The sequence below is a fragment of the Dechloromonas sp. ZY10 genome (assembly GCF_041378895.1).
In the GTDB taxonomy this organism is placed as follows: Bacteria; Pseudomonadota; Gammaproteobacteria; order Burkholderiales; family Rhodocyclaceae; genus Azonexus; species Azonexus aquae.
The window spans coordinates 3,309,145-3,333,913 of record NZ_CP144212.1; the positions used below are offsets into that span (position 1 = coordinate 3,309,145).

A 24,769-nucleotide genomic window follows, 5' to 3' on the forward strand; every position below is an offset into this window, starting at 1 on the left:
AACTTTCGTTATAGTACCATCGCAGGATCAGGGTATACCGTGATTGACGGACAAAATCATCGTTCAATCGCAGATTTCCCGTGCTGGCAGCCAGCGCCCGAGCATTTCCTGCAATGCCGACGCATTGACCGGCTTGGGCAGAAAGTCATCCATTCCGGCATCAACACAGTTCTGCCGATCCTGCGAAAACACCCCGGCGGTAAAGGCTATGATCGGAGTCCGCCGCCAGGACTGTGCCCCCTCCCAGCGGCGAATCCTGCGGGTTGCCTCAAAGCCGTCCATGACCGGCATCTGGCAATCCATCAGAATCAGGTCTGGCGCCTGGCGCCGATAGAAATCGTCAGCCTCGCGGCCATTTTCAACACAATCGACGCGATGCCCGCCCTTTTTCAGCAACGCGGCCACCACCTTACGATTGGTGGCGTTGTCATCAACCACCAGAATGTGCCCGGATACCGAAGCCGCAGGAGCGGCCGGCGGATGCACCGGCATGGTCCGGACCACGCTGCTGGCTTGCTCGGCCCGCTCGCGCACCAAGCCTACCCGGACCGTAAACCAGAAGCAGGCCCCTTCCCCAATCTTGCTGACGACACCGACCGCACCATCCATCATTTCCGCCAGATTGCGAACGATCGACAAACCGAGGCCCGTACCGCCGAATTTCCGGGTAGTGGAGCTGTCTGCCTGACTGAATGGCTGGAACAGCAAAGCCTGCTTTTCCTCAGGAATACCAATCCCCTGATCGCAAACCTCGAAGCGCAAAACCGCAGCATCGGCCTCAACCTCCACTTCCTTGGCCAGAACCCGGACTTCTCCGCCGTGGCTGAACTTGATCGCATTGCTGACCAGATTGCCGAGCATCTGGCGCAGACGCGTCGGATCCCCCTGGTAATGATGGCCAAAATGCTCTTCCCACTGACCTTGCAACAGCACTCCCTGGCGCTCGGCAGCATCAGCGAACAATTCGAGTGTGTCGCGGATCAATTGCCCGGGGTCGAAGGCTGTCACTTCCAACTGCAGCTTGCCCGCCTCGATTTTTGACAGGTCGAGAATATCGTTCAACAAGGTCAGCAGCATCTGTCCGGAATTGAAGATGGTCTGCGCACAATCACGGCTTTCGCCATCGGCGGCATCGTTCATCAGCATGATCTGGGCCATGCCCAGGATACCGTTCAGCGGCGTCCTGATTTCGTGCGACATGGTCGCCAGAAACTGACTCTTGGCCAGACTCGCCGCCTCGGCAACCTCCCGCGCAGCAAGCAACTCCTGCTCATGACGCTTGCGTTCGGTGATGTCGATGAAGGCGCCGATAATCCCGGCCACATCCCCTTTTTCATCAAGAAAAATGTTACGGGCAAAAATTACCTGTCGGGGATCGCCATGGCGATCACGAATCGCAAACTCATAGACCTGCGGCGCCTCACTGGCAATCAGTTCGCGGTCTTTCTGGACATAGATATCGGACAGGTGAGTGGGCCAGACCTCGGCAGTTGTCCGCCCGATCAGGTCAGCCGGTGCCACACCAAGAATCTCGGTGTACGCCGGATTGCAGCCTAGATAACGGCCATCGCGGTCCTTGAAAAAGACTGGAACGGGGATCGCCTTGAGCAGAGCCTCGTTAAAACGCAGCAACCGCAGATTCTCGGCTCGCGCCTGCTCATGCGCGCACCAGACCCGCACAATCACGTAAGCACCGGCCCCGGTCAATATCGCAAACAGCAGGAAGGCCACCAGCGAGAAGCGCAGTTCCTTGTACCAGGGCGCCAGATAATCTTCGGACATCAAATCGACTGCGATCAGGAAGGGCCAGTCTGCCGACTTGCGCAACGCCAGCATGTGAATTCCATCCCCCCCCGCCAATTCATGAGCGTTGCCCATCATCGCATCGCCCGGCTGCAGCAAAGGCAGCAGCCCTTCCAACTGTGAATTCCCGGCGTTCTGCCGCTCACCTTTGGCACGTGGATGGTGAGCGATCTGCCGCTGCTCCTCATCCAGCAGCGTGACCGTGCCACGTCCGCCAACCCTGACCTGCGTTAGCGCCCGGGCAAAACGATCGACTTCGGCCAGAACGACCAGGCTACCGGCAAAACTGCCGTCCGAGTGGGCAATCCGGCGGGCGAAAGGAAGCAGCAATTGGTGCCCGAGAGGATCTGGCTGCGGCCGGCCGACCACCAGGCCGGCATAATGATCCAGGCTAACCCGGCGAAAATAATCGGTGTCGGCTAAAGACCCGCCAGCGCTGCTCTCAAATCCGGAACTGGCGACGATACGCCCCCGCGCATCAAGCAATAAAATCCGGTCGGCATCGGGTTGACGGGCCTGGTGCTGGGTTAGCAAACCATACAGCTTCTGCTGCTCCAGGCTCTTGCCCTCACCCAACGCACGCACCACGACATCGCCCACCGAACGCAGCGAGATATCGATCTGGCGGATCGATGCGTTCAACTGTTGCTCAAGCAACTGCGACAGGTTCTGTGCCGAAATGGCGGCCTTCTCGCTGTACTGAGCCCGGCTTTCCAGCAGAAAAAAGCCGATCATCACGGCGACAAAGCCATTCAGCACGAGGAACGCCAGCAAGCCCCAGCGGCTCAAGCGGGTACGGGAGAAGGCAAGCATCGAAAAATACCGGCTACGGCGCGGACCGGCTTATTCATTCCTGATGGGATTGCCGGACGCAACCGCAGTCACGCATCGGCAAATCATGTTATTCCAATGACGATCTGCGATTGTACAGTCATCCTGCCACCCCGGGGCTGAAAATCACCAAAGAGCCAAGCACCGCCGCTGGCGCAGCGTCAACCGGCTCCTTTTTTCAACGCAACCAGAGGCACCACATCGGGAATACTGATCCGCGGCCGTTCGGCCTCGATAGCCGTCAGCGGAGCACACTCGACCATGGTGGCCAGGCTACGCCGGGCCAGGTCCTGATAGGTCTGCGTTCCCTGCCCCTTCCAGGCAATTTCCTCATCCGACAATTCGCGGATCACCCGAGCCGGCGAACCAGCCGCCAGACTACGCGCCGGAATCTCCGCTGCCGCTTTGACAAAGGCGCTGGCGGCAACAATCGCTGACTCGCCGATCACCGCATTATCCATGATCACTGCGTTCATCCCGACCAGCGCATTGCGCCCGACACGACAGCCGTGCAGCACCGCACCATGCCCGATATGGCCATCCTCTTCGACCACCGTATCGGTTCCCGGGAAACCGTGCATCACGCAGGTATCCTGCAGGTTGGCGCCGCGCTCCAGAATCAATCGACCAAAATCACCGCGCAAGCAGGCACAAGGCCCGACATAGCACCCCGGCCCGACGATCACGTCACCGATCAGCACTGCCGAGGGATGCACAAACGCCGTCGGGTCGACGACGGGAACAATGCCATCGATGGCAAAAACACGTAAAGGCAACATTCCTCGAATCTCCATGACATGACCAGACGGAATTCTATAAAATAAAACCAGTTTCGTATTTGGAAATTTTGGAGAATTCAGATGAGCGAAGAACTGGAAGGTAAACACGGCGTCCAGTCCCTGGAAATCGGCATGAGCATCCTCCGCGCGATGGTCAACGGCCAGCGCTCGATGATGCTCAAGGATATTGCTGCGGCAGCCGACATGCCGGCGTCGAAAGCCCACCGCTACCTGGTCAGCCTGATCCGGGCCGGACTGGTAGAACAGGACCCGCTGACCTCGCGCTACGACCTTGGCGGTTTCGCGCTGAATATCGGTCTGGTCGCCATCGACCGGCTCGATCGCGTGCGCCTCGGATTATCCGAGATCGCCCGCCTGCGCGACGAAATCAACGAGACCACCGCGCTCGCAGTGTGGAGCGAGAACGGTCCGGTGATCGTCCGCTGGGAACGCCCGCGCCGGGCAATCACGGTCAATGTGGTTACCGGCACGGCTCTGCACATCCTCAATTCGGCGAGCGGGCGGATATTCGCTGCCTGGCTGAAGAATGACACGGTCGACCGCCTGATTGGCCAGGAATTGAAAAACAAGAAACTGCCGCCACACCTGCAAACCCGCACCCAGGTCGAACAAATGCTGGCCCAGGTACGCCAGGATGGCTATTGCGCCCTCTCCGACTATTACATGGCCAGCGGCGTTGAAGCTGTCGCCGCCCCGGTTTTCAACTTCCGCAACGAAATCACGATGGGGATTGTGGTCGTCGGCGTCAAAGGCATGTTCGACATGAGCCCGGACAGCCAGGTGGTCTCCGCATTGCGCCGCTCGGCCAGCGCATTGTCGCAACGCCTGGGAGCCACCGGTCACCCTGCCTGACCCCGCGACGGCTTTGCGATACGCAAAACAAAAAAAAACAGAGTTTTTGTATCATTTCTATTGACAGAATCAATTACGAAATACAGAATTTCAAATCAGTGACCATGGTTTTCCCACGGTCAGACAGATAACAACAGGAGGAGACATGACGAATCGTCGCGTTCCGCGGAGAGCGATGCCCCAGGGCATCGGGAGGATCTGCTGATGTTGGCCCAGTTCCTGCAGTTCCTATTTTCCGGCGTCACCGTCGGCGCGACCTACGCGCTGGCTGCGCTCGGCTTCACGCTGATCTACAACGCCAGCCATGTGATCAACTTCGCCCAGGGCGAATTCATCATGCTCGGCGGCATGCTCGCAGTCTTCTTCACCCAGGCCGGCCTGCCGCTACCGGTGGCTCTGCTGCTGGCGATCCTGATTCCGGCTATCGTCGGCATCCTGGTCGAAAAACTCGCCATCGAGCCGGTCAAGGGCGCCGAAACGGTCACCCTGATCATCATCACCATCGGCGCCTCGCTGGTCATCCGCGGCCTGATCCAGGTCTGGCTGGGCAAGGGTACCTTCAGCCTGCCGGCCTTCTCCGGCGACACCCCGATCGAGATCATGGGCGCCACCCTGTTGCCGCAAAGCCTCTGGGTGCTCGGCGTCACCGCGCTGGTCGTCGCCGGTCTGTGGTATTTCTTCAACCGCACGCTGCAGGGCAAGGCCATGCTCGCCACCTCGGTCAACCGCCTGGCCGCCGAACTGGTCGGGATCAACACCAGCTGGGTGCTGTTCATGAGCTTCGCGATGTCAGCGGCACTCGGTGCCATCGGCGGCATCCTGGTCACCCCGATCACCCTGACCTCCTACGACGTCGGGATCATGCTCGGCCTCAAGGGCTTCGTCGCCGCCGTCGTCGGCGGCCTCGGCAACGGCCTCGGCGCAGTCATCGGCGGCCTGCTGGTCGGGATTCTCGAAGCGATGGGTGCCGGCTACATTTCGTCGGCCTACAAGGATGCGATTCCCTTCGTCCTGATCCTGCTCATCCTCTTCTTCATGCCGCGCGGCCTGTTTGGCGGCAAATCGACGGACCGGGTGTAAGCCATGCAAAAGAACGTCTACTTCGGCCTGCTGATCGTCATCGCGGCACTGCTGGTCCTGCCTTTCGCAGTCCCCAACAGTTTTTACCTCGACCTGGTGATCCGGATGGCGATCAACGCCACCATCGTCCTTGGCCTCAACCTGCTGATCGGCTTTGCCGGCCAGATCAGCCTCGGTCACGCCGGTTTCCTCGGCATCGGCGCCTATGCCTCAGCCGTACTGCCAACGCATTTCGGCTGGCACCCGCTGCTGGCGATGCTCGCCGGCGCAGTCGCCACCGGTCTGCTGGCGGCGCTGGTCGCCCGGCCGATTTTTAAACTCAAGGGGCACTACCTGGCGATGGCCACCCTTGGTCTCGGCATCATCATCAACATTGCGCTGCGCAACGAAGCCCAATGGACCGGTGGCCCGGACGGGATGCCGGTGTCGGCAATGGGCTTATTCGGATTCGAACTGAGCAGCGACAAGCAATGGTATTGGGTAATCGCCGCACTGCTCGTAGCGAGCATCTGGACCTCGCTGAACCTGATCGACTCGCCCTTCGGCCGCGCGCTGCGTGCGCTGCATGGTTCTGAAGTCGCCTCGCAGGTGGTCGGCGTCGATGTCGTCCGCTACAAGGTCGCGATCTTCGTGCTGTCGGCGGTCTTTGCTTCGCTGATGGGCAGCGTCACGGCCCACTACATCGGTTTCGTCAGCCCCAATTTCGCCGATTTCTTCCACTCCATCGAACTGGTCACCATGGTCGTCGTCGGCGGCATGGCCTCGGTCTACGGCTCGCTGATCGGTGCCATCCTGCTGACCGCCCTGCCGCAAGCCCTGGCCACCTTCGAAGGCTGGGAAACCGTGGTCTTCGGCGCGATCCTGATGGGCTTCATGATTTTCCTGCCGCGCGGCATCGTACCGACGCTCGCGGCCAAGTTCGGCAAGGGGGAATGAGCATGGCCCTGCTTGAAGTCAAGGATCTGTCGATCCACTTTGGCGGCGTCAAGGCCGTCCAAAACGTCAGCTTCACCATTGATGCCGGTATCGTCTATTCGGTGATCGGCCCCAACGGCGCCGGCAAGACCACCCTGTTCAACCTGATCACCGGGGTCTACCAGCCGACCACCGGCCAGATCCGGCTCGACGGCGAGGCGATCGAGGGCAAGTCGCCCAACGAACTGGCCCGCCGGGGCATGGCGCGCACCTTTCAGAACCTGCAGATCTGCATGAACATGAGCGCGCTGGAAAACGTCATGGTCGGCGCCCATCTGCGCCTCGACCGCAACCTGTTCAAGGCAGCCTTGCGCCTGCCCGGACTCAAGCGCCGCGATGCCGAATTGCGCGGCGAGGCCGCCGAACTGATGCGCTTCGTCGGCCTGGAAAAGTACATCGAGGCACGCGCCGACAGCATGCCCTACGGCGCGCTCAAGCGGCTGGAGATCGCCCGCGCGCTGGCCATGAAGCCGCGCCTGATCTTCCTCGACGAGCCGGCCGCCGGCCTCAATCCCAAGGAAACCATCGAGGTCGACCATCTGGTCCGCAAGGTCGCCGATTCCGGCGTCACTGTGGTTCTGGTGGAGCACGACATGAAGATGGTCATGAACCTGTCCGACCGCATCCTGGTGCTCGACTACGGCAAGAAGCTGGCCGAAGGCACCGGCGAAGAGGTCCGCAAGAACCCGGACGTGATCGCCGCCTATCTCGGCGCCCACGCCTGACAAGGGGAGCAGCATGGAAGCCCTGCGCATCATCACCGAAGAACACCAGAACCTGTGGCGGATCGCCACCACCATCGACCTGCTGGCCGGCGAGATGGACGATGGCGGCCAGGTCGACCCGGCGCTGTTCGCGTCGATTTTCGACTACATCGAACAGTTCATGGACGCCTGCCACCACGCCAAGGAAGACCTGCATCTGTTCCCGCTGCTGCGCCAGCGCAACGAAGCCGCCGGACCGATTCTTGACCGACTGCAGGCCGAGCACCGCAATGGCCCGGAAGTCCTCAAGTCGCTGCGTCAGCAACTCGCGGAAGCCGCAGCCGGCAGACTGGGGGCGCCGGAATTCGCGGCTGCATTGCGGATCTACACCCAGAGCCTGAAAAACCATATCCGGACCGAGGAAAAAGACGCGATGCCAATGGCCCGCGAGAGCTTTTTCCCCGGCGACTGGGAGCCGATCGACCGCGCCTTCCTCGACAACGAAGATCCACTCTTCGGCGAGCGCGCCAAGGCCGAATTCCGCCAGTTGTTCCATCGTATCGCCAGCCTCGCCCCCGAATCGATTGGTCTGGGCGCCCACAGCGCCGGCGAGCTCGAACCCGGCAAGGTGCACCGTACCGGCGAAATCCTGCTCTCAGTCTCCGGGCTGGAAAGCTGCTACGGCCGGATCAAGGCGCTCAAGGGCATGGACATCGAAGTCCGTCGTGGCGAACTGGTCGCGCTGGTCGGCGCCAACGGCGCCGGCAAGACCACCTTCCTGCGTACCCTGTCGGGCATCCAGCCGATGAGTGCCGGCAAGATCCTGTTCGACGGTGCCGACATTTCCAGCGTCCGTTCCGACCAGCGCATGCGCCGCGGCATCTGCCAGAGCCCGGAAGGCCGTCAGGTTTTCGGCCCGCTGTCGATCGAGGACAACCTGCGGCTGGGCGCCTACACCCAGCCCAAGGCCCATGTCGAGGAAGACCTGGAAAAGGTGTTCACGATGTTCCCGATCCTCAAGGAAAAACGCGCCTTGCCGGCCGGCACGCTATCCGGCGGCCAGCAGCAGATGCTGGCCATCGGCCGCGCGCTGATGGGCCGGCCCAAGCTGTTGCTGCTCGACGAACCGTCGATGGGTTTGGCGCCGCTGCTGGTTGAAGAAGTCTTCAACGTGGTCAAGGCGCTCAAGGCCCAGGGGATGACCATCATCCTTGCCGAGCAGAACGCCTTTGCCGCGCTGGCCATTGCCGACCGTGGTTATGTCATCGAAACCGGTCTGGTCACGCTGTCCGGCAGCGGCCAGGAACTGATCAGCAACGAGCAGGTACGCGCCGCCTATCTCGGCATGTAAGCCCTGCTGATTGCCTCCGCTTGCTTTGCGGTTTGACCGGGGAGTGCCTCCCCCTCTCGGCCTCCCCGGTTTTTTCTTGCCCGGCTGCGCAGCCACTGCTGGCCAGGTACACGGTCAACCGCAGGGCAGCGGCTTTTTCCGCAGCCACCTGCGGTAATCCCTTATTCAGGATTCTTCAGGCAGACGGTATAAGGCCAACTTCCAAAAATGGGAAAACTCCCGGGGGATGCCAATGTCTGTCAAATCCGAGTTCAGCCTGCGTCAGCGCCTGCTGCTGATTGTCCTGGCGGCTTTTGTCGGGATGACCACGCTTGCTGCGTTCAGCGCTTATCATGCCCGCCAGTCCTTGCTGGAAAGCCGCAAGACGCTGATCCGGACCGGCGTCCAGGGCATCCACAATGCCGTCGCCGAACTGCAGCGCCAGGTCGAAGCCGGCACCCTGCCGCTCGAAGAGGCCCAGCGCCGTGCCCGGGAAACCATACGCAGCGCCCGCTACGGCGGTGCTGACGGCAAAACCGAGTACTACTACGCCTGGACTCTGGATGGGGTCAGCGTTGCCCACATCAAGCGTGAACTGGAAGGGCAGAACATGCTCGACAAGATCAAGGATGGCAATGGCCGCTACACCATCCGCGACCTCACCGCCGCACTGGTCAGCGCCGACGAAGCTTATGTCGACACTCAGTTTCCCCGGCCCGGCGGCACGCAAGCCTTGCCCAAACTGCAATTCGTCAAAAAATTTCCGGCCTGGGGCTGGCTGATCGGGACCGGGATTTATACCGACGATCTGGACGCCGAATTCCGCAGCATCCTGCTCCAGCAAATCCTGATCTCGCTGGGCCTGACCGCACTGATCGGCCTGCTCGGTTTCCTCATCGCACGCGGCATCCTGCGCCAGATCGGCGGCGAACCCGCCGCCGCCAGCGCAGTGATGCAGGCAGTAGCCGCTGGTGACCTGACTGCACAGGTGGGACACCCCGCTCCCGGCAGCCTGCTCGCTGCCCTCGACCAGATGCTGAAGGTACAACACGACCTGATCGCCGGGATTCGCGACAGCGCCGCAACGCTGGTCCAAAGCGCCCGCGGTATCGGCCACTCGGCGGCTGAGGTGGCACAAGCCGCCGAACACCAGGCCGACGCCACCACCGAAATGGCGGCCGCCATCGAAGAACTGACGGTCAGTTCGACCCATATTTCTGACAGTGCCCGCGCCACCGAAGACGACTCGCAGCAGGCGATGGCGCTGGCGGGTAACGGCAGCCAGCGTGTCGATCAGGCCACCCGCGCGATCCGCCAGATTGCCGGCACGGTCGACCAGGCTTCGCAACGCATCCGCGCCCTTGAAGCGCGAGCCAGCGAAGTGTCGAGCATTGCCAATACGATCAAGGAAATCGCCGGCCAGACCAATCTGCTCGCGCTCAACGCCGCGATCGAGGCGGCCCGTGCCGGCGAACAGGGACGAGGCTTCGCCGTGGTCGCCGACGAGGTGCGCAAGCTGGCCGAACGGACCTCGCTGGCGACCACCGAGATCGAAACGGTGATCGCCGGCATCCAGGGCGAAACCGGGGGCGCTGTTGCGGCGATGAGCGCAGTCTTGCCCGAGGTCGAGCAAGGCGTCGATCTGGCCGGCGAAGCTTCGCTGTCTCTGCAGCAGATCGAAGACGGCGCCAGCCGCACGCTGACCCGGATTCGCGACGTCGCCAATGCCACCCGCGAACAGAGCGCCAGCAGCGGCTCGATCGCGCTGCGGGTTGAGGAGATCACCCGGATGGTTGACCAGACCGCGCGCAATGTACGCGGCACCGCTGAAGCGGCCAATACCCTGGAACGCATCGCCGACGACTTGATGCGGCGGGTCGAACGCTTCCGCGTCTGAGCCGCCCCAGGGGATTTTTGCCCGCTGCCACGGTCGACCGTGGCAGCGGGCATTTTTCATTCGCCCTGCAACAAGGTGTCGAGTGCCGCCAGCATTTCGTCGATTTCGTCGCGCGTTACATTGAGCGCCGGCATGAAGCGCAGCAGGTTGGGGCGCGGCGAATTGAGCAGCAGGCCATGTGGTTCCATCGCCAGCGCCCGCTGCACGATCTGCGGTCCGCTCTCATCCGACAGGATCAGGGCCCGCAACAAGCCGCTGCCGCGCTCGCCGACATGTCCGTATTTGCCGGCCAGATCGCGCAAGCCTTGAGCCAGATATTCGCCAAGCGCCACCACCTCGTCGAGAAAACCGTCGGTCAGCAGGCGCCGGATGACGGCAGCGCCGACCGCAGTCATCAACGGGTTGCCGTTGTAGGTACCGCCCTGGTCGCCGGGTTCGAAACAGCAGACCGCTTCGCGGGCCAGCAATGCGGCCAGCGGCACGCCGCCGCCGATGCCTTTGCCCAGAGTCATGATGTCCGGCTCGATGCCGGCATGCTGGTAGGCAAAGAGCTTGCCGGTCCGCCCCATGCCGGTCTGCACTTCGTCGACGATGAGCAGAATGCCGCGCTCCCGGGTGAGTTTGCGCAGACCCTGCAGGAATTCGATCTCGGCCGGGATCACCCCGCCCTCGCCCTGCACCGGTTCGAGCATCACCGCGACGGTTTTCTCGCCGATCAACGCCGCCACCGAGTCGAGATGGTTGTACTCGGCCTTGGGGAAGCCCATCACCTGCGGCGCGTACAGGGTATCCCAGCCAGCCTTGCCGGATGCCGACATGGTCGCCAAGGTGCGGCCATGGAAGGAATGGCCGAAGGTGATGATTTCGTGCGCCCCGCCGCGATGCAGCCGGCCCCACTTGCGTGCCAGCTTGATCGCGCCTTCGTTGGCCTCGGCGCCGGTGTTGGCGAAGAACACCCGCTCGAAGCACGAATTGCGGGTAAGCAGGCCGGCGAGTTCAACCATCGGCCCGTTGTAGAAGGCCGGACTCGGGTTGATCAGTTGCTTGCTCTGCGCTGCCAGCGTGTCACTGATTTCCGGAGGACAGTGGCCGAGGCAATTCACCGCCCAGCCCTGGATGAAATCGAGGTAGCGGCGACCAGCGTGATCAGTCAGCCAGGAACCCTGGCCGCGCTCGAAAACAATGTCGGGACGCTGGGTAATGAACATCAGCGCGTCGGTCGAAGAATCTTTGTAGTCCATGCAAAATCCTGAGGCAGTAGAAGCAAAAACGAAGGCACGGCCGACATTGTCGGGGAAGGGACCTTACCGGAGTATGACGCTGGCGGCAAGCGCCGACAAAATGATGGCAACAAGCGTCAAGCAGACGTCAAAGCGCGGCTAAAAAAAGGAACCGTCTTGCCGCCACCGGATCAGAATGAGACATGGCGACAGAAGCTCGGGGCCCTTCGTCGGTGGCTCCGGTTTCTTCGCCCTGCTGCGGCCAGACCCCAGGAGGCAAGCATGAACACTTCAATTCCCCCCGCCTGCGATGCCCGCGACCTGGTCAAGGCCGCCCTGGCGCTCGACCCACGATTATCGGCCAGCGATCCGGCCGAATTCATTCGCCGCCGCCACGACCTGCTCGAAACCCTGATGGCCCAGGCCGGCGCCCATCGGGCCCAGCTCCACCAGTTGCAGGAACAGATCGACCACTCGGGTGCCGTCAATCCTTCACCACAGCAGGCGGTGGAAGGCTTGTTGCTGGCCCTGCAGGATCGGCTGCGGCTGCTCAATCAGCTCTTCGCCGAGCTTGACTCGCTGGCCCAGGCCGTAGCTACCGAGCACCAGCCGCCGCCGGGCGAACACTGATCGCCAATGCGAACCGGGGCCGCTAGGCTGTGGCCAGCGCCGCCGCCGCGATCGCACAATCCTGCGCTTCGCTGCCGCCGGAAATCCCGATCCCGCCGACCCGTTGCCCTTCGTGTTCGACTGGCAGGCCGCCGCCGAAGCCGACAAAGCGCTCGCGGCGGATCAGGCCGTGCCGCAACTGTTCGCTGCCAGCCGCCAGCCGCTCGTTCCAGGCCGCCGTCGGACGGCCGAAACTGACCGCCGTATAGGCCTTGTCGAGCGCAATGTCGATGGAGTGCAGCGGTGCTGCCGGCTGCCGTTTGAAAACCAGCGGCAGGCCGGCGCGGTCGACCACGGCAACGCAGATTGCGACACCGTTCGCCGTAGCCGCCGCTAATGCCCGTTCGGCCAGTTGCTCGGCGGCACACAGGGACAGGGAAGGAATTTGTTCGATCTGCATGGAGCCATCCGGAATCAGGAACCGGCCGCTTCCGGCGCCACCACCTGGGCCAGCAGGCGCTGCCGGCGCCGGTAGAGGAAAAGGACAAACAGCAATAACAACAGGCCTTCGCCGATCAGCGTTCGGGCGGCGCCGAAATGGCTGGCGAGGAAGCCGGCGAGCAAGCCGCCCAGCGCGTCGAAACCGAAGCGCGCCGAGGTGAAGAAGGAGACGATGCGGCCGCGCAGGGCTTCCGGGGCGGCACTCTGCAGCAGCATGTTGATGCCGACGTTGCAGACCGAAATTCCGAAACCGACACCGAACATCCCGAGCAAGGCCAGCGCCAGCCAGTCGCTGGCGGCAAAGAGCAGCAGCGACAGCGCCGCAATCGCGGTTCCCGCCACCACCGCGCCAACCACCGCCGGCAAGGCCTTGCGCGTCGCCAGTACAACGGTCGAGGCGAAGGCGCCGCAACCGGCCGCCCCCCACAGCCAACCCAGCGTCGTCGCATCGCCGTGAAAGACATCGGCGGCGAACACCGGCAGCAGCACAGCGTAGGCCGACGCCGTCAGGTTGAGCGCAACCAGCGTCAGGATCAGCATTTTCACGGTCCACGTCCGCCAGGCATAAAAAAGCCCCTCGCGGAACACCTCGCCAACCGAGCCGCTGGCACGGGGCGGCGGTGCACCGCGCACGACCAGGATGGCGACAATCAGCGCGAGGAAGGAAAGGGCATTGAGCGCAAAGCAAGCCGCTTCGGAAGTCAGCCCGAGCAGCAGCCCGGCAACCGGGGGGCCGACAAAGCGGCCGGCGTTGAACAACATCGCGTTGAGCGCCAGCGCATTCGGCAGGTCGTCGCGCCGGCCGACAAAGGAGCCGATCAGGGATTGCCGCAAGGGTGCGTCGAAACTCGACAGGACGCCGAGCAGCAGCGCCATTGCGATGATCAGCGGCGGATTGATCAGGCCGCTCCAGGTCAGTCCGGCGAGTACCAGCGCCTGCAGCGCCATCGCCGACTGCACCCCGATCAGCCAGCTTTTCTTGTCGTGCTTGTCGATCCAGGCACCGGCAAAGGGGCCAACCAGCAACTGCGGAATCAGTCCGCAAAAGGCGGTGATCCCGAGCAAGGCCGCCGAGCCGGTGAGCCGATAGACCAGCCAGGCCAGCGCCACCTGCTGAATCCACGAGCCGAGAATGGATATCGCCTGGCCGGCGAAGTAGAGCCGGAAGTTGCGGTGCGCCAGCGCGCGCAGGCCATTGGGCCAGCGCCGGGTCGAAGTCGGAGTCTGCGTCATCGGCCGGATCTTAACCGGCCCGCCGGGCCGCGTGGCGATAGAGCAGATAGCCGGCAAACGAGGCCAGCGCGCAACCGAGGATCACCCCGGCCATGCGCCGCCCGTCGGGTGCATGCTCGTAGGCCACGGCGGCACTCGCCCACATCCCCAGGCCAAATTGCGCCGAACCGAACAAAGCAGCCGCTGCGCCGGCATTCTGCGGGTAGCGCGCCAGCAGCAGGCCGACGCAATTGGCACCGAGCAGGCCGGTGGTAGCGACCACGATAAACAGCATCGCGATCACCGCCAGCGTCGCCGCCGGATTGCCGATGGCCAGCCACAGCACTAGCGCCGCCAGCAGGCTCATGCCGCTGCCGACCCCGGCCAGCACCGCGCCCCCCCGTTGCCGCACCAGCCGGCTATTGACGAAATTGGCAGCAAAAATTCCCAGCGCGTTGGCGGCGAACAGGAAGCTGTAGGCCTGCGGCGTCCAGCCCTGCGCCTCGATGAAGTAAAACGGACTGCCCGTGATGTAAGCGAACATCGCCGCAAACGACATGCCGCCGGCCAGCAGCAAACCGAGTGCCAGCGGATCGGTAGCCAGCCGGAAATAGGCAGCGAACGCCGCCGCCAGCGGCAGTTGCCCGCGCTGCCCGGGCGCCAGGGTTTCCGGCAGGCGGCGCCAGACCACGGCAAAGCTGGCGATCCCCCACAGCAGCACTGCGGCGAAGGTGCCGCGCCAGCCAAAGGCGAGCAGCAGGCCGCTGCCGAGCAAAGGCGCGAGCAAGGGCGCAATCGCCGTCACCATCGCCATCAGTGACAGCTTGCGGATTGCCTCGGCCGGGGCGTAGACATCGCGCACCACCGCCCGCGCCAGCACCGATGCGGCACCGCCCCCGAGGGCCTGGACGAAACGCGCCAGCACCAGCTGCTCGCCACTGGCAGCGAGCAGACAGGCCAGACTGGCGAGCGTGAACAACGCGATCCCGGCCAGCATCACCGGACGCCGCCCGTAGCGGTCCGACAGCGGACCGTAAAACAACATCCCCAGGGCAAAACCGGCGAGAAAGACGGTAATCGACGCCTGCACCTGCGCTGCCGAAGCCCCCAGGCCGGCCGCGATGGCCGGCAGCGCCGGCAGATAAAGGTCGATGGCCAGCGGCCCGAAGGCAACCAGCGCACCGAGCAATAAAAGGAAACGGCCCTCGCGGGCCGCAGGGATCAGGGCTGAATTCATCGCTGCCTTGCTGTCAAACCGGGAGGACGGCCCGCCGGGCCGCCGCCATCCACCGGAACGGCCGGTGGGCCGGAGATTTTACAGGCCACCGAGCGCCAGGTACTTGAGCTCCATGTATTCCTCGATCCCGTGGCTGGACCCTTCGCGGCCAACGCCGGAGAGCTTGACCCCGCCGAAGGGGGCGACCTCGGTCGAAATCAGGCCGGTATTGACCCCGACCATGCCGTATTCGAGTTGCTTGGAGACGCGCCAGACGCGGCCGTGATCCTTCGAGAAAAAATAGGCGGCAAGACCGAACTCGGTATCGTTGGCCATGCGCACCGCTTCTTCTTCGCTCTTGAAGCGGAACAGCGGCGCCACCGGCCCGAAGATTTCCTCCTTGGCCACCGCCATCGCGGGAGTCACGTCGGCAAGGATGGTCGGCTCGAACCAGGTACGGCCGAGCGCGTGGCGCTTGCCGCCGGTGACGACGCGGGCGCCCTTGGCGACCGCATCCTGCACCAGCTCCTCGACCTTGTTGATCGCAGCGTCGTCGATCAGCGGGCCTTGGGTAACGCCCTCTTCCATGCCGTTGCCGATCTTGAGCCCGGCCACTGCCGCCGCCAGCTTGGCGGCAAAGGCTTCATAGACGCCGTCCTGGACCAGGAAACGGTTGGAGCAGACGCAGGTCTGGCCGGCGTTGCGGTACTTGGAAGCAAGGGCGCCAGCGACGGCGGCATCGAGATCGGCGTCGTCGAAGACGATGAAAGGCGCGTTGCCGCCCAGTTCCAGCGACAGTTTCTTGACCGTGCCGGCGCACTGCTGCATCAGCAACTGGCCAATCGGCGTCGAACCGGTGAAGGTCAGCTTGCGCACAGTCGGGCTGGACGTCATCACGCCGCCAATCGCCGAAGCCTTGCCGGTGACCACGCTGAACACCCCGGCCGGGACGCCGGCGCGCTCGGCCAGCTCGGCCAGCGCCAGCGCCGACAGCGGCGTCTGCTCGGCCGGCTTCAAGACGATGGTGCAGCCGGCGGCGAGCGCCGGGGCAACCTTGCGGGTAATCATCGCCGACGGGAAATTCCACGGCGTGATCGCCGCGCAGACGCCGACCGGCTCCTTGGTGACCACGATCTGACGATCCTTGAACGGCGACGGAATCACCTCGCCGTAAGCGCGCTTGGCCTCCTCGGCAAACCATTCGACATAGGCGGCAGCATAGGCGATCTCGCCCTTGGCCTCGGCCAGCGGCTTGCCCTGCTCGGCGGTCATCAGCTTGGCCAGGTCTTCCTGGTGGCTCATCAGCAAGTCGAACCAGCGGCGCAGGATGCGCGCGCGCTCGGCAGCGGTGGTCTCGCGCCAGGTTTTCAGCGCCTGATCGGCGGCAGCAATCGCCCGCTCGGTCTCGGCGGCACCGCAACGCGGCACGCTGGCGATGGTCTCGCCGGTCGCCGGATTGGTCACCGCGATGGTCTCACCGCTATCGGCGCCAACCCAGGCGCCATCGATGTAGCAAGCCTGGCGGAGAAGGTTTTGATCGTTCAGGGACAACATGCAGGGCTCCTTCGGAGTGATGCGCCTGCCGTTTATACGGCAGGTCGGGGATTTTTCGGGGTTTTCACGGTCGACCGTGAAAAGTGGGGTTTTTGGGCTGCGATTTGGGCTGAAAAATGGGGAAATGGTTCGCGGCTGACACTGCTTGCGGCCTGACCGTCGCACGGGAACCGCCGCTGCCGCCTGCCGGTCGGGCTACGGCGCAACCGTTTCTATTCTCTGCTTGAGGCTGGTTTCCGCCGTTGACCGGCGGGCGTACTTTTTCTTGTCTTGCCAAGAAAAAGTAGCCAAAAAGAAGGCGCGCCCGCTGCAGCGCCCGGCTGCGCCGGGTGCACTGCGCTGCTCGCGAACAACGGGGGGTTGCGGAACTCGGCCCTTTGGGTCTCAGACAGTCCTCGCCCTTTTTCCCGTTGCCCGCTGCGCTGCTCGACGCCGCAGAGGGCTGGGGGAAAAACATCTCGGATTCACGGTCGACCGTAAAAAATGGCGTTTTTACTAGTCGACCGTAAAAAACAGTTTGCTTTGTTTTTTGCTCCAGCCTTTCCGCCGCGACACCTCTGGGTCCCCATGTGAAGCGCCGAGCAACGCAGGCGGGCCGGGGGATTTCGGCGAGGACTGTTTGAGGCCCGCAGGGCCGAGTTCCGCAGCCGCCCGGCTCGACGAGTAGCGCAGGGCAGTCGGCGTAGCCGACCGCGTAGCCTGGGGTCGCCTTTTCTTTGCTTACTTTCTTTTGGCGAAGCAAAAGAAAGTAAGGCGCCGTCAAGGCGAAACTCGGCCGTTCAGCCAGCGCCAAAGCAAAACCTGAGCAAGCAGCCGCTGTCCTGGCAGAACCCAGTCGCAAAACAGACCGCAATAAGCCCCCTGCTGCAAAGGGCCGCGAGAAAAACCTCGCGAATTCACGGTCGACCGTAAAAATGGACGTTTTTGCCGGTAGACCGCAAAAAACAATCAGCTGCGTTTTTTGCTCAAAGCTTTCCGCCGCGACGCCTCTGGGTCCCCATGTGGAGCGCCGAGCAACGCAGGCGGGCCGGGGGATTTCGGCGAGGACTGTTTGAGGCCCGCAGGGCCGAGTTCCGCAGCCGCCCGGCTCGCTGAGTAGCGCAGGGGAGTCGGCGCAGCCGACCGCATAGCCTGGGGTCGCCTTTTCTTTGCTTACTTTCTTTTGGCAAAGCAAAAGAAAGTAAGGCGCCGTCAAGGCGAAACTCGGTTGATCAGCCACCGGCACGGCAGGAACAGGCCGCTCGGCAACCACCAAAAACCGCATTTCCCGCCGTCGACCGTGAATCGCCAAACTCACGCAGCACCCCGAACTCAACCCTCCCCCCGCCGTGAGCGGCAGGGACCGGCGAGAATAAAAGCACGGGCGCCGCGCCATGGCCTAATACGCCGCGCCACCCGCCGCCGTCTGCCCGGCAGCCTTGAATTTGTCAGCCAGCGCCACTGCCGAGTTACGCAGCAGCAAGGCGTCGACACCGACCAGCAGGAAGCTGGCACCGATCTGCCGGTAGGCTTCGGCGGCGGCCGGATCGGCCGAGAAAACGCCGGCAGCGAGGCCGGCGGCGGAAATCTTGCGGATGGCGCCTTCGACCGCCGCCTTGACTTCCGGGTGGCCCGGATTGCCGAGATAGCCCATCGATGCGGCCAGGTCGGAGGGGCCGATGAACACGGCATCGACGCCCTCAACCTGAAGAATCTCGTCGATGGCGGCGAGGCCGGTGGTCGATTCGATCTGCACGATCAGGCACATTTCCTGGTCGGCCTGGGCGAAGTAGCCGTTCACGCCGTTCCAGCGCGCGGCACGGGCCATTGCGGTGCCGACGCCACGGATGCCGTTGGGCGGGTAGCGCATGGCGCGCACCAGCTTTTCGGCATCGGCAGCGGATTCGACCATCGGCACCATCAGCGTCTGGGCGCCGCCGTCGAGCAGTTGCTTGATCCGCGCCACGTCGTGGTCGACGGTGCGCACCACCGGCCGTACCGGGTACGGCGCCAGCGCCTGCAGCTGGGCGATGATCGTGCGCAGGTCGTTGGGGCCGTGCTCGCCGTCGATCAGCAGCCAGTCGAAGCCGGTGGTGGCGACGACTTCGGCGGTGTAGGCGTTGGCCAGGCCGAGAAAGAGGCCGATCTGCGTTTCACCGGCAGCCAGCGCGCGCTTGAATGTATTGAGGGGCATGTCCACGGTCGACGTCCTTTATCCCGGCAAAATCAGACAAAACGGGCAGTGATGTTGCCCAGCGGGCCGTAATCGACGTGGATGGTATCACCCGGCGCGACCTTGACCGGACGGGTGAAGGAGCCGGCGAGGATGATCTGGCCCGGTTCCAGCGCCACGCCGTGCGGCGCGAACTTCTTGGCCAGCCAGACGATACCGTTGGCCGGATGGTTCAGGACACCGGCGGCGACGCCGGTTTCCTCGATCACGCCGTTCTTGTAGAGCAGCGCGGCGGCCCAGCGCAGGTCGATGTCCATCGGCTTGATCGGGCGACCGCCGAGGATGATGCCGACGTTGGCGGCGTTGTCGGAAATGGTGTCCATCACCTTGCGCGGCCGCTTGGTTTCCGGATCGATGCGATGGCAGCGGGCATCGATGATCTCGACCGCCGGCACCACGTAATCGGTGGCCGAGAGCACGTCGAAGATGGTGACGTTCTCGCCTTCCAGGCGATCCTTGAGGATGAAGGCCAGCTCGACCTCGACCATCGGGTCGATGAAGCGCGAGCAGGGAATGTCGCTGGCATCTTTGTAGACCATCTCGTCGAGCAGGGTGCCGAAGTCCGGCTCGTTGATCTGCGACGACATCTGCATGGCGCGCGAGGTCAGGCCGATCTTGTGGCCGACGACCTTCTGGCCCTCGGCCAGCTTGATCTGGACCCAGGCTTTCTGGATCGCGTAGGCGTCCTCGATGGTGATTTCCGGGTGGTCGAGCGAAATCTGGCGCACCGGCTGGCGGGCCTGTTCGGCGGCGTGCAGGCGCTGGGCGGCGGCCTGAATGATGTCTTGGCTGAGCATGTTGATTCTCCTCTGTCAGTTCTTCTTGTAGCGGGGGTGAATGTTGTTTTTCTTCCAGGTGCCGGCCTCGCTGAACTCGGCGATTTCCATGGAGAGCGCCAGACCATGACGCTCGAAGAAGGCGGCGAAGTGCGCGCTCAACATCGCGAACAGTTCGTCACCGGTCTTTTTCTTGGCCTCGTCGGAACGGCCCGCACCGATCTTCAGCGTGGCATGCACGAAGGCATCGCTGGTCTGGGCGCCATCGGCAACGCAGTAATCCTTGAGCCAATGCACGCGGGAGCGGATACCCCCGGTCGGGAAAACGCCCCCCTGATCGATCAGGACCTGGTTGCTCTTCTTCAGCAGGCCCTGAATGTCAGCCTCGGCCACGTTCAGGTTGTCGGTGATTTCGTAGATCAGGTGGGGCATGTTCCTCTCCAGATAGTTCTTTTACGGTCGACGCTCAGGAAACCGGCATTTCCATGCCGACGCCCTTGGCCTGCGGCGGAATGCCGGCAACCGGCAGGCTGACCACCACCTGCCCGGTGCCCGAGCTTTCGAAATAGGGGCAGACGATCTCGGCCTTGCCTTCGTACTTGTCCCAGCCGAGGGCGCCGAAGAGCATCGCGGTGTCGTGCATCTTGCCTTCGCCGGTGCAGTACTGCGCGTACTCGGGCAGCATGCGCAGGAAGGGGCCCCAATCGCCGGCCTCCCACAGTTGCAGCGCGCGCAGATCGACCTGCTTGTTGAATTCGCGGCTGATCGTGTTGAAGCCCTGCTCGACCAGACGGTTTTCCCAGATCTGGTGCGACATCGAGCCGGAGGCGACGATGGCGACCTTGCAATTGCTGCGGGCGACGGCCTTGGCCAGTGCTTCGCCGAGGATGCGCGACTCGTCCAGCGAGCCGAAGGTACTCCAGCCGGCAATCGAGATCACGCGGATCTTGCCTTCCGGGTTCATGTAGCGCATCGGCAGGATGGTGCCGTACTCGAGGTCGAGCGAAGCCACTTCATGGGCACGGGTCTTGACGCCCATCGCCGTCGCTTCCTCGGCGATCATCCGGCCCAGTTCCGGGTTGCCCGGGAAGGCGTAGGGCAGGTCCTGGATGAAGTGCGGGAACTCGTGGCTGGTGTAATTGCCCTGATGCACCGCGTTGTTGTTGATGTGGTAACCCGCATTGACCAGCCAGTGCGTGTCGAACACGATGAAGGTATCGACGCCGAGTTCGACGGCGCGCCGGCCCAGCTCGCGCTCGGCATCGATGGCAGCCTGACGGCAGCCATGCGCCGGCCCCGGCTGTTCGGAAATCAGCATCGAGGGCACGTGCGTGCACTTGATGGCCATGACGATTTCACCCATGTTTGTCTCCCTTATCCTTTGGAAATTGGCTTCTCTGCGGGGTTGACCGTGGCTTTACGCTCTTTTAGACGGGAAAGACGACGTTGATCTGGCCGGTGCCGGATGAGCCGAAGTACGGCGTCACCACCTCGGCCTGGCCGGTGTAGCTTTCGCCACCGAGCACGCCGAGCAGCATTGCCGTGTCGTGCATCATCCCTTCGCCGTGACACTTGACCGCGTACTCGGGCAACATGCCGCAGAAGGTCTTCCAGTCGCCCTTTTTCCACAACTCGACGACGTGGTGATCGACGGTTTCCAGGAACGGGTCCCAGACCTTGTGCAGGAATTGCTCGGAAACGCCGTTCTGGGCGAAGCGGTGCGACAGCGAGCCGGAGGCAAGCACGGCGACGGTGCCGTCGTACTGTTCCTCGATCGCCTTTCTTACCGCCTGACCGAGCACGATGGAGTCGGCCAGGTTGTGCACCGTGCACAGCGCCGAAACCGAGACCACCTTGAACTCTTTGTCCGGGTTCATGTAGCGCATCGGCACCAGGGTGCCGTACTCCGGGGCCAGGCTGGTCGCGTCGTGGGCACGGGTATGCACCCCCATGGCCGTCGCCGTGTCGGCGATGGCCTTGCCCAGCTCCGGGTTGCCGACGTAGGAGAACGGCAGGTTCTTGATGAAGTGCGGCAGCTCGTTGGAGGTGTAGATGCCCTCCCAACTCGGTGCGCAGTTGATGTGGTAACCGGAATTGACCAGCCAGTGCGTATCGAAGACGACGACGGTGTCGACGCCGGCCTCACGCATACGGCGGGCGATCTCCTTGTGACCGTCGATGGCGGCCTGACGGCAGCCCTTGTGTGGTCCGTCCTGCTCGGACAGGTACATCGACGGCACGTGGGTGATCTTGGCGGCTAAAGCGAGTTTTCCCATGATTGTCTCCTCCGTGCGTCCTCAGACGCCCCAACGCGGGATCGGGTGGCTGCCGTAGGACACGGCGATGTTCTTCGCCTCGCAGAACACTTCGTAGCTGTAGTGGTTGCCTTCGCGGCCGGTACCGGAGGCCTTGGAGCCGCCGAAGGGCTGGCGCAGGTCGCGCACGTTCTGGCTGTTCACGAAGGTCATGCCGGACTCGATGGCCTTGGCCAGGCGGATGGCGCGGCCGGTGTTGTTGGTCCACAAGTACGACGAGAGGCCGTAGATGGTGTCGTTGGCGATCTGGATCGCTTCTTCTTCGGTCTTGAAGCGGATGATGCACGGCACCGGCCCGAAGATTTCTTCCTGGGCGATGCGCATCTTGTTATCCACCCCGGCGAACACCGTCGGCTGAACCCAGAAGCCGTTCTTGAACTTGTCGTCGACCGTCGGCGTGCCGCCGCCGAAAACGACTTCGGCACCTTCCTGCTTGCCGAGTTCGATGTAGTAATTGACCTTTTCCTGGTGGCCCTTGGAGATCATCGGCCCGATGATGGTGCTCATGTCGGTCGGGTCGCCGACCTTGATCTTGGCGGCGCGGGCGGCGAAATCGGCGACGAACTTGTCGTAGATGCCGGCCTGAACAATGATCCGCGAGCCGGCGGTGCAGCGCTCGCCATTGTTCGAGAAGATCATGAAGATGGCGGCGTCGAGGGCGCGTTCGTAGTCGGCGTCGTCGAAAATGATGAAGGGCGACTTGCCGCCCAGTTCCATCGAGAACTTCTTGAGGCCGGCCGACTTGACGATGCGGTTGCCGGTGGCGGTCGAGCCGGTAAAGGAAATCGAACGCACATCCGGGTGAGCGACCAGCGGCTCGCCGGCGGTGTTGCCGAAGCCATGGACGACGTTGAAGACGCCCGGCGGGATGCCGGCTTCGAGCGCCAGTTCGCCGAGGCGGTTGGCGGTCAGCGGCGACAACTCGGACATCTTGAGCACGGCGGTGTTGCCGAAGGCCAGGCAAGGCGCGGTCTTCCAGGTGGCGGTCATGAACGGCACGTTCCACGGCGAGATCAGCGCGCAGACGCCCACCGGCTGCCACAGCGTGTAGTTCAGGTGGCCGGTGTCGGAATCGTAGGTTTCGCCGTGCATGTGCTGGATCAGCTCGGCGAAGTAGTTGAAGTTGTCGGAGGCGCGCGGCACCAGCACCTTCTTGGTCTGGTAGGTGACCTGGCCGGTGTCGGCGGTTTCCATGTCGGCGATCGGCTCGACGTTGGCGGCAATCAGCTCGCCCAGCTTGCGCACCAGGCGGGCGCGCTCCTTGACCGGCGTGGCGGCCCAGCCCGGGAAAGCGGCCTTGGCGGCGGCCACTGCGGCATTGACTTCGGCTTCGCCGCCGCTGGCAACGGTATCGATCACTTCGCCGGTCGCCGGATTGACCGTTTCGAAGGTCTCCTTGCTCTCGACCTTCTGGCCGTTGATGATGTGCTTGATCATGCTGTTCTCGCTTTCTTTAAACGGGGGCGAACCAGGTCTGGTCGTCGACGATGGTGTTGACCAGACAGCAGACGTTTTCAACTTCGGTTTCGATGACATCGCCCGGCTTCACATCGGCCAGGCCTTCCGGCGTGCCGGTCAGGATGACGTCGCCCGGATTCAGGGTCATGAAGGACGACAGGTATTCGATCAGGGTAGCGATGTCGAAAATCATGTCGGCGGTCGTTCCTTCCTGCGTCGTCTGGCCATTGACGCGGGTGGTCAGCTTGAGCGCCATCGGGCTCGGCACATCGGCGGCATCGACCAGCCACGGGCCGAGCGGCGTGCAGGCGTCACGGTTCTTGACCCGCAGGTTCGGGCGGTAATAGTTCTCGAGGTAGTCGCGGATGGCGTAGTCGTTGGCCACGGTGTAGCCGGCGACCATGTCCATCGCCTCGGCCTTGTTCACGTTCTTGCCGGTCTTGCCGATGACCACGGCCAACTCGCACTCATAGTGCATGTAGGTGGCGTCGGCCGGGCGGCGCGTCTTGGCCTTGTGGCCAGTGATGGTGTTCGGCCCCTTGAGGAAGACCAGCGGCACTTCCGGCGCCTTGAAGGCGAGTTCCTTGGCGTGGTCGGCGTAGTTCAGGCCGAGCGCGAAGACAGTACCGACTTCGACCGGCGGCAGCCATTGAAATTCGCCCTCGCTGAGCAGTCGACCGTCGGCGAGGCGAACGCGGCCCGCATTTTCAACACCTGCGTCCGTCACCTGATGGACGGCGCCGTTGTAACTGATCCGACCGTGCTTCATGCGGCGACTCCTTGTGCGATGGTGAAATTCAGGCTGCCCAGGCCTTCGGCACTGAGGCGGACGACGCTGCCGGCCTTGGCCTGCGGCGCCTGGTAGCGCACGCCGACGAGCAACACGTCGCCGGCATTGAGGGTCATCCATTCCGAGACATCGGCCAGCAGTTGCGCCGGCTGGCGGATCAGATCATTGAGCGGGCGACGATCCACGACCTCGCCATCGATTTCGGTGACCAGGGTCAGGCCGGCGATATCGACCAGCGGCTTGACCGAGGACAGCGGCAGCGCACCGTCGAAACACTTTTCCTTGATCGCCGGGCGGTAGTAGCTGGCGTGCGGCAGGCTGAGATCGGCAGCGAGCACCAGGCCGCTGACGTGACCCAAGGCATCGGCCGCCGTCACGCGGGCGGCAGCCTGGCCGATGACCAGACCGACGGTAGCGGCGACTTCGACCGAATGGGCACCCTGCGGCAGGTTGACCGTCGAACCACATCCAACACGGGTGTTGGCCGGCTTGATGTAGAGCACCGGGGCCTTCGGGGCACCCTTGTACGGGGCCTCCTCGAGCGAACCGATTTTTTGCACGGAGACGGCATCGTTGAGGATGACGCCGTAGGCCGTGCCGCGAACGTGTTGCTTGATCATGGATTCAGACTCCG

General features: G+C 63.3%; 22 protein-coding genes. 7 read left to right on the top strand and 15 right to left on the bottom strand.

Going from position 1 to position 24,769, the window contains the following annotated elements; all coding sequences use genetic code 11:
• Positions 1-63: 63 nt before the first annotated feature.
• Entirely contained in the window at positions 64-2,616 is a 2,553-nt protein-coding gene (locus tag VX159_RS15135; protein WP_371323699.1) for an ATP-binding protein, read from the bottom strand.
• 179 nt (positions 2,617-2,795) lie between these two features.
• Positions 2,796-3,413, bottom strand: coding sequence for a phenylacetic acid degradation protein PaaY (gene paaY / locus VX159_RS15140; RefSeq protein ID WP_371323700.1), 618 nt, complete (start codon positions 3,411-3,413; stop codon positions 2,796-2,798).
• An 81-nt stretch (positions 3,414-3,494) separates the two neighbouring features.
• Between paaY and VX159_RS15145 the strand changes: the two genes are divergently transcribed.
• From VX159_RS15145 to VX159_RS15170, 6 genes are all read left to right on the top strand, one after another.
• Positions 3,495-4,286, top strand: coding sequence for an IclR family transcriptional regulator (locus VX159_RS15145; RefSeq protein WP_371323701.1), 792 nt, complete (start codon positions 3,495-3,497; stop codon positions 4,284-4,286).
• Between the two features lie 204 nt (positions 4,287-4,490).
• Complete coding sequence (locus VX159_RS15150; protein ID WP_371323702.1) at positions 4,491-5,366, top strand: branched-chain amino acid ABC transporter permease; 876 nt, start codon at positions 4,491-4,493, stop codon at positions 5,364-5,366.
• A 3-nt stretch (positions 5,367-5,369) separates the two neighbouring features.
• Positions 5,370-6,302: a branched-chain amino acid ABC transporter permease gene (locus VX159_RS15155; protein ID WP_371323703.1), complete on the top strand. Its 933-nt coding sequence runs from the start codon at positions 5,370-5,372 to the stop codon at positions 6,300-6,302.
• Positions 6,299-7,066: an ABC transporter ATP-binding protein gene (locus VX159_RS15160; RefSeq protein ID WP_371323704.1), complete on the top strand. Its 768-nt coding sequence runs from the start codon at positions 6,299-6,301 to the stop codon at positions 7,064-7,066. Before VX159_RS15155 ends, VX159_RS15160 begins: the two co-directional genes overlap by 4 nt.
• 13 nt (positions 7,067-7,079) lie before the next feature.
• Positions 7,080-8,396, top strand: a complete 1,317-nt coding sequence (locus VX159_RS15165) for an ATP-binding cassette domain-containing protein (protein WP_371323705.1) — start codon at positions 7,080-7,082, stop codon at positions 8,394-8,396.
• Positions 8,397-8,628: 232 nt separating this feature from the next.
• Positions 8,629-10,272, top strand: coding sequence for a methyl-accepting chemotaxis protein (locus VX159_RS15170; RefSeq protein ID WP_371323706.1), 1,644 nt, complete (start codon positions 8,629-8,631; stop codon positions 10,270-10,272).
• Between the two features lie 56 nt (positions 10,273-10,328).
• Here the strand turns inward: VX159_RS15170 and VX159_RS15175 are convergent, their stop codons facing one another.
• On the bottom strand, positions 10,329-11,513 hold the full coding sequence (locus tag VX159_RS15175; RefSeq protein ID WP_371323707.1) for an acetylornithine transaminase: 1,185 nt from the start codon (positions 11,511-11,513) through the stop codon (positions 10,329-10,331).
• Between the two features lie 261 nt (positions 11,514-11,774).
• On the opposite strand from VX159_RS15175, the gene VX159_RS15180 reads away from it, so the two are divergent.
• Complete coding sequence (locus tag VX159_RS15180) at positions 11,775-12,122, top strand: DUF3135 domain-containing protein (RefSeq protein ID WP_371323708.1); 348 nt, start codon at positions 11,775-11,777, stop codon at positions 12,120-12,122.
• Positions 12,123-12,144: 22 nt separating this feature from the next.
• On the opposite strand, the gene VX159_RS15185 is transcribed toward VX159_RS15180, so the two are convergent.
• The 12 genes from VX159_RS15185 to VX159_RS15240 form a co-directional block, all read right to left on the bottom strand.
• Positions 12,145-12,561, bottom strand: a complete 417-nt coding sequence (locus tag VX159_RS15185; RefSeq protein ID WP_371323709.1) for a heme-binding protein — start codon at positions 12,559-12,561, stop codon at positions 12,145-12,147.
• Positions 12,562-12,575: 14 nt separating this feature from the next.
• A complete protein-coding gene (locus tag VX159_RS15190) occupies positions 12,576-13,835 on the bottom strand; it encodes an MFS transporter (RefSeq protein WP_371323710.1) in 1,260 nt (419 codons plus the stop codon).
• A gap of 10 nt (positions 13,836-13,845) precedes the next feature.
• Entirely contained in the window at positions 13,846-15,051 is a 1,206-nt protein-coding gene (locus tag VX159_RS15195; protein WP_371323711.1) for a multidrug effflux MFS transporter, read from the bottom strand.
• A gap of 78 nt (positions 15,052-15,129) precedes the next feature.
• Entirely contained in the window at positions 15,130-16,584 is a 1,455-nt protein-coding gene (locus VX159_RS15200) for an NAD-dependent succinate-semialdehyde dehydrogenase (RefSeq protein ID WP_371323712.1), read from the bottom strand.
• Between the two features lie 1,378 nt (positions 16,585-17,962).
• Positions 17,963-18,757: an aldolase/citrate lyase family protein gene (locus VX159_RS15205; protein ID WP_371323713.1), complete on the bottom strand. Its 795-nt coding sequence runs from the start codon at positions 18,755-18,757 to the stop codon at positions 17,963-17,965.
• Between the two features lie 32 nt (positions 18,758-18,789).
• The gene (hpaH, locus tag VX159_RS15210; RefSeq protein ID WP_371323714.1) at positions 18,790-19,593 is read right to left on the bottom strand and encodes a 2-oxo-hept-4-ene-1,7-dioate hydratase; all 804 of its coding nucleotides are present in this window, start codon (positions 19,591-19,593) and stop codon (positions 18,790-18,792) included.
• A gap of 15 nt (positions 19,594-19,608) precedes the next feature.
• Positions 19,609-20,004, bottom strand: a complete 396-nt coding sequence (locus tag VX159_RS15215) for a 5-carboxymethyl-2-hydroxymuconate Delta-isomerase (protein ID WP_371323715.1) — start codon at positions 20,002-20,004, stop codon at positions 19,609-19,611.
• Between the two features lie 34 nt (positions 20,005-20,038).
• Positions 20,039-20,935, bottom strand: coding sequence for a 3,4-dihydroxyphenylacetate 2,3-dioxygenase (hpaD, locus tag VX159_RS15220; protein ID WP_371323716.1), 897 nt, complete (start codon positions 20,933-20,935; stop codon positions 20,039-20,041).
• A 64-nt stretch (positions 20,936-20,999) separates the two neighbouring features.
• A complete protein-coding gene (gene hpaD / locus VX159_RS15225) occupies positions 21,000-21,848 on the bottom strand; it encodes a 3,4-dihydroxyphenylacetate 2,3-dioxygenase (RefSeq protein ID WP_371323717.1) in 849 nt (282 codons plus the stop codon).
• A gap of 21 nt (positions 21,849-21,869) precedes the next feature.
• Positions 21,870-23,324: a 5-carboxymethyl-2-hydroxymuconate semialdehyde dehydrogenase gene (gene hpaE, locus VX159_RS15230; RefSeq protein ID WP_371323718.1), complete on the bottom strand. Its 1,455-nt coding sequence runs from the start codon at positions 23,322-23,324 to the stop codon at positions 21,870-21,872.
• A gap of 16 nt (positions 23,325-23,340) precedes the next feature.
• The gene (locus VX159_RS15235) at positions 23,341-24,114 is read right to left on the bottom strand and encodes a fumarylacetoacetate hydrolase family protein (protein WP_371323719.1); all 774 of its coding nucleotides are present in this window, start codon (positions 24,112-24,114) and stop codon (positions 23,341-23,343) included.
• Positions 24,111-24,755 carry a fumarylacetoacetate hydrolase family protein gene (locus VX159_RS15240; RefSeq protein WP_371323720.1) on the bottom strand — a complete coding sequence of 215 codons (645 nt, stop codon included), beginning with the start codon at positions 24,753-24,755 and terminating at the stop codon, positions 24,111-24,113. Before VX159_RS15240 ends, VX159_RS15235 begins: the two co-directional genes overlap by 4 nt.
• Between the last annotated feature and the right edge of the window lie 14 nt (positions 24,756-24,769).

What these genes read in the sequence shown, in the direction of transcription:
- VX159_RS15215 (WP_371323715.1), bottom strand. Translation starts at nt 20,004, where the DNA reads ATGCCCCACCTGATCTACGAAATCACCGACAACCTGAACGTGGCCGAG.
- VX159_RS15180 (WP_371323708.1), top strand. Translation starts at nt 11,775, where the DNA reads ATGAACACTTCAATTCCCCCCGCCTGCGATGCCCGCGACCTGGTCAAG.
- hpaE (WP_371323718.1), bottom strand. Translation starts at nt 23,324, where the DNA reads ATGATCAAGCACATCATCAACGGCCAGAAGGTCGAGAGCAAGGAGACC.
- VX159_RS15150 (WP_371323702.1), top strand. Translation starts at nt 4,491, where the DNA reads ATGTTGGCCCAGTTCCTGCAGTTCCTATTTTCCGGCGTCACCGTCGGC.
- hpaD (WP_371323717.1), bottom strand. Translation starts at nt 21,848, where the DNA reads ATGGGAAAACTCGCTTTAGCCGCCAAGATCACCCACGTGCCGTCGATG.
- hpaD (WP_371323716.1), bottom strand. Translation starts at nt 20,935, where the DNA reads ATGGGTGAAATCGTCATGGCCATCAAGTGCACGCACGTGCCCTCGATG.
- VX159_RS15175 (WP_371323707.1), bottom strand. Translation starts at nt 11,513, where the DNA reads ATGGACTACAAAGATTCTTCGACCGACGCGCTGATGTTCATTACCCAG.
- VX159_RS15165 (WP_371323705.1), top strand. Translation starts at nt 7,080, where the DNA reads ATGGAAGCCCTGCGCATCATCACCGAAGAACACCAGAACCTGTGGCGG.
- VX159_RS15235 (WP_371323719.1), bottom strand. Translation starts at nt 24,114, where the DNA reads ATGAAGCACGGTCGGATCAGTTACAACGGCGCCGTCCATCAGGTGACG.
- hpaH (WP_371323714.1), bottom strand. Translation starts at nt 19,593, where the DNA reads ATGCTCAGCCAAGACATCATTCAGGCCGCCGCCCAGCGCCTGCACGCC.
- VX159_RS15195 (WP_371323711.1), bottom strand. Translation starts at nt 15,051, where the DNA reads ATGAATTCAGCCCTGATCCCTGCGGCCCGCGAGGGCCGTTTCCTTTTA.
- VX159_RS15145 (WP_371323701.1), top strand. Translation starts at nt 3,495, where the DNA reads ATGAGCGAAGAACTGGAAGGTAAACACGGCGTCCAGTCCCTGGAAATC.
- VX159_RS15200 (WP_371323712.1), bottom strand. Translation starts at nt 16,584, where the DNA reads ATGTTGTCCCTGAACGATCAAAACCTTCTCCGCCAGGCTTGCTACATC.
- VX159_RS15240 (WP_371323720.1), bottom strand. Translation starts at nt 24,755, where the DNA reads ATGATCAAGCAACACGTTCGCGGCACGGCCTACGGCGTCATCCTCAAC.
- VX159_RS15135 (WP_371323699.1), bottom strand. Translation starts at nt 2,616, where the DNA reads ATGCTTGCCTTCTCCCGTACCCGCTTGAGCCGCTGGGGCTTGCTGGCG.
- VX159_RS15160 (WP_371323704.1), top strand. Translation starts at nt 6,299, where the DNA reads ATGAGCATGGCCCTGCTTGAAGTCAAGGATCTGTCGATCCACTTTGGC.
- VX159_RS15205 (WP_371323713.1), bottom strand. Translation starts at nt 18,757, where the DNA reads ATGCCCCTCAATACATTCAAGCGCGCGCTGGCTGCCGGTGAAACGCAG.
- VX159_RS15185 (WP_371323709.1), bottom strand. Translation starts at nt 12,561, where the DNA reads ATGCAGATCGAACAAATTCCTTCCCTGTCCCTGTGTGCCGCCGAGCAA.
- VX159_RS15190 (WP_371323710.1), bottom strand. Translation starts at nt 13,835, where the DNA reads ATGACGCAGACTCCGACTTCGACCCGGCGCTGGCCCAATGGCCTGCGC.
- paaY (WP_371323700.1), bottom strand. Translation starts at nt 3,413, where the DNA reads ATGTTGCCTTTACGTGTTTTTGCCATCGATGGCATTGTTCCCGTCGTC.
- VX159_RS15170 (WP_371323706.1), top strand. Translation starts at nt 8,629, where the DNA reads ATGTCTGTCAAATCCGAGTTCAGCCTGCGTCAGCGCCTGCTGCTGATT.
- VX159_RS15155 (WP_371323703.1), top strand. Translation starts at nt 5,370, where the DNA reads ATGCAAAAGAACGTCTACTTCGGCCTGCTGATCGTCATCGCGGCACTG.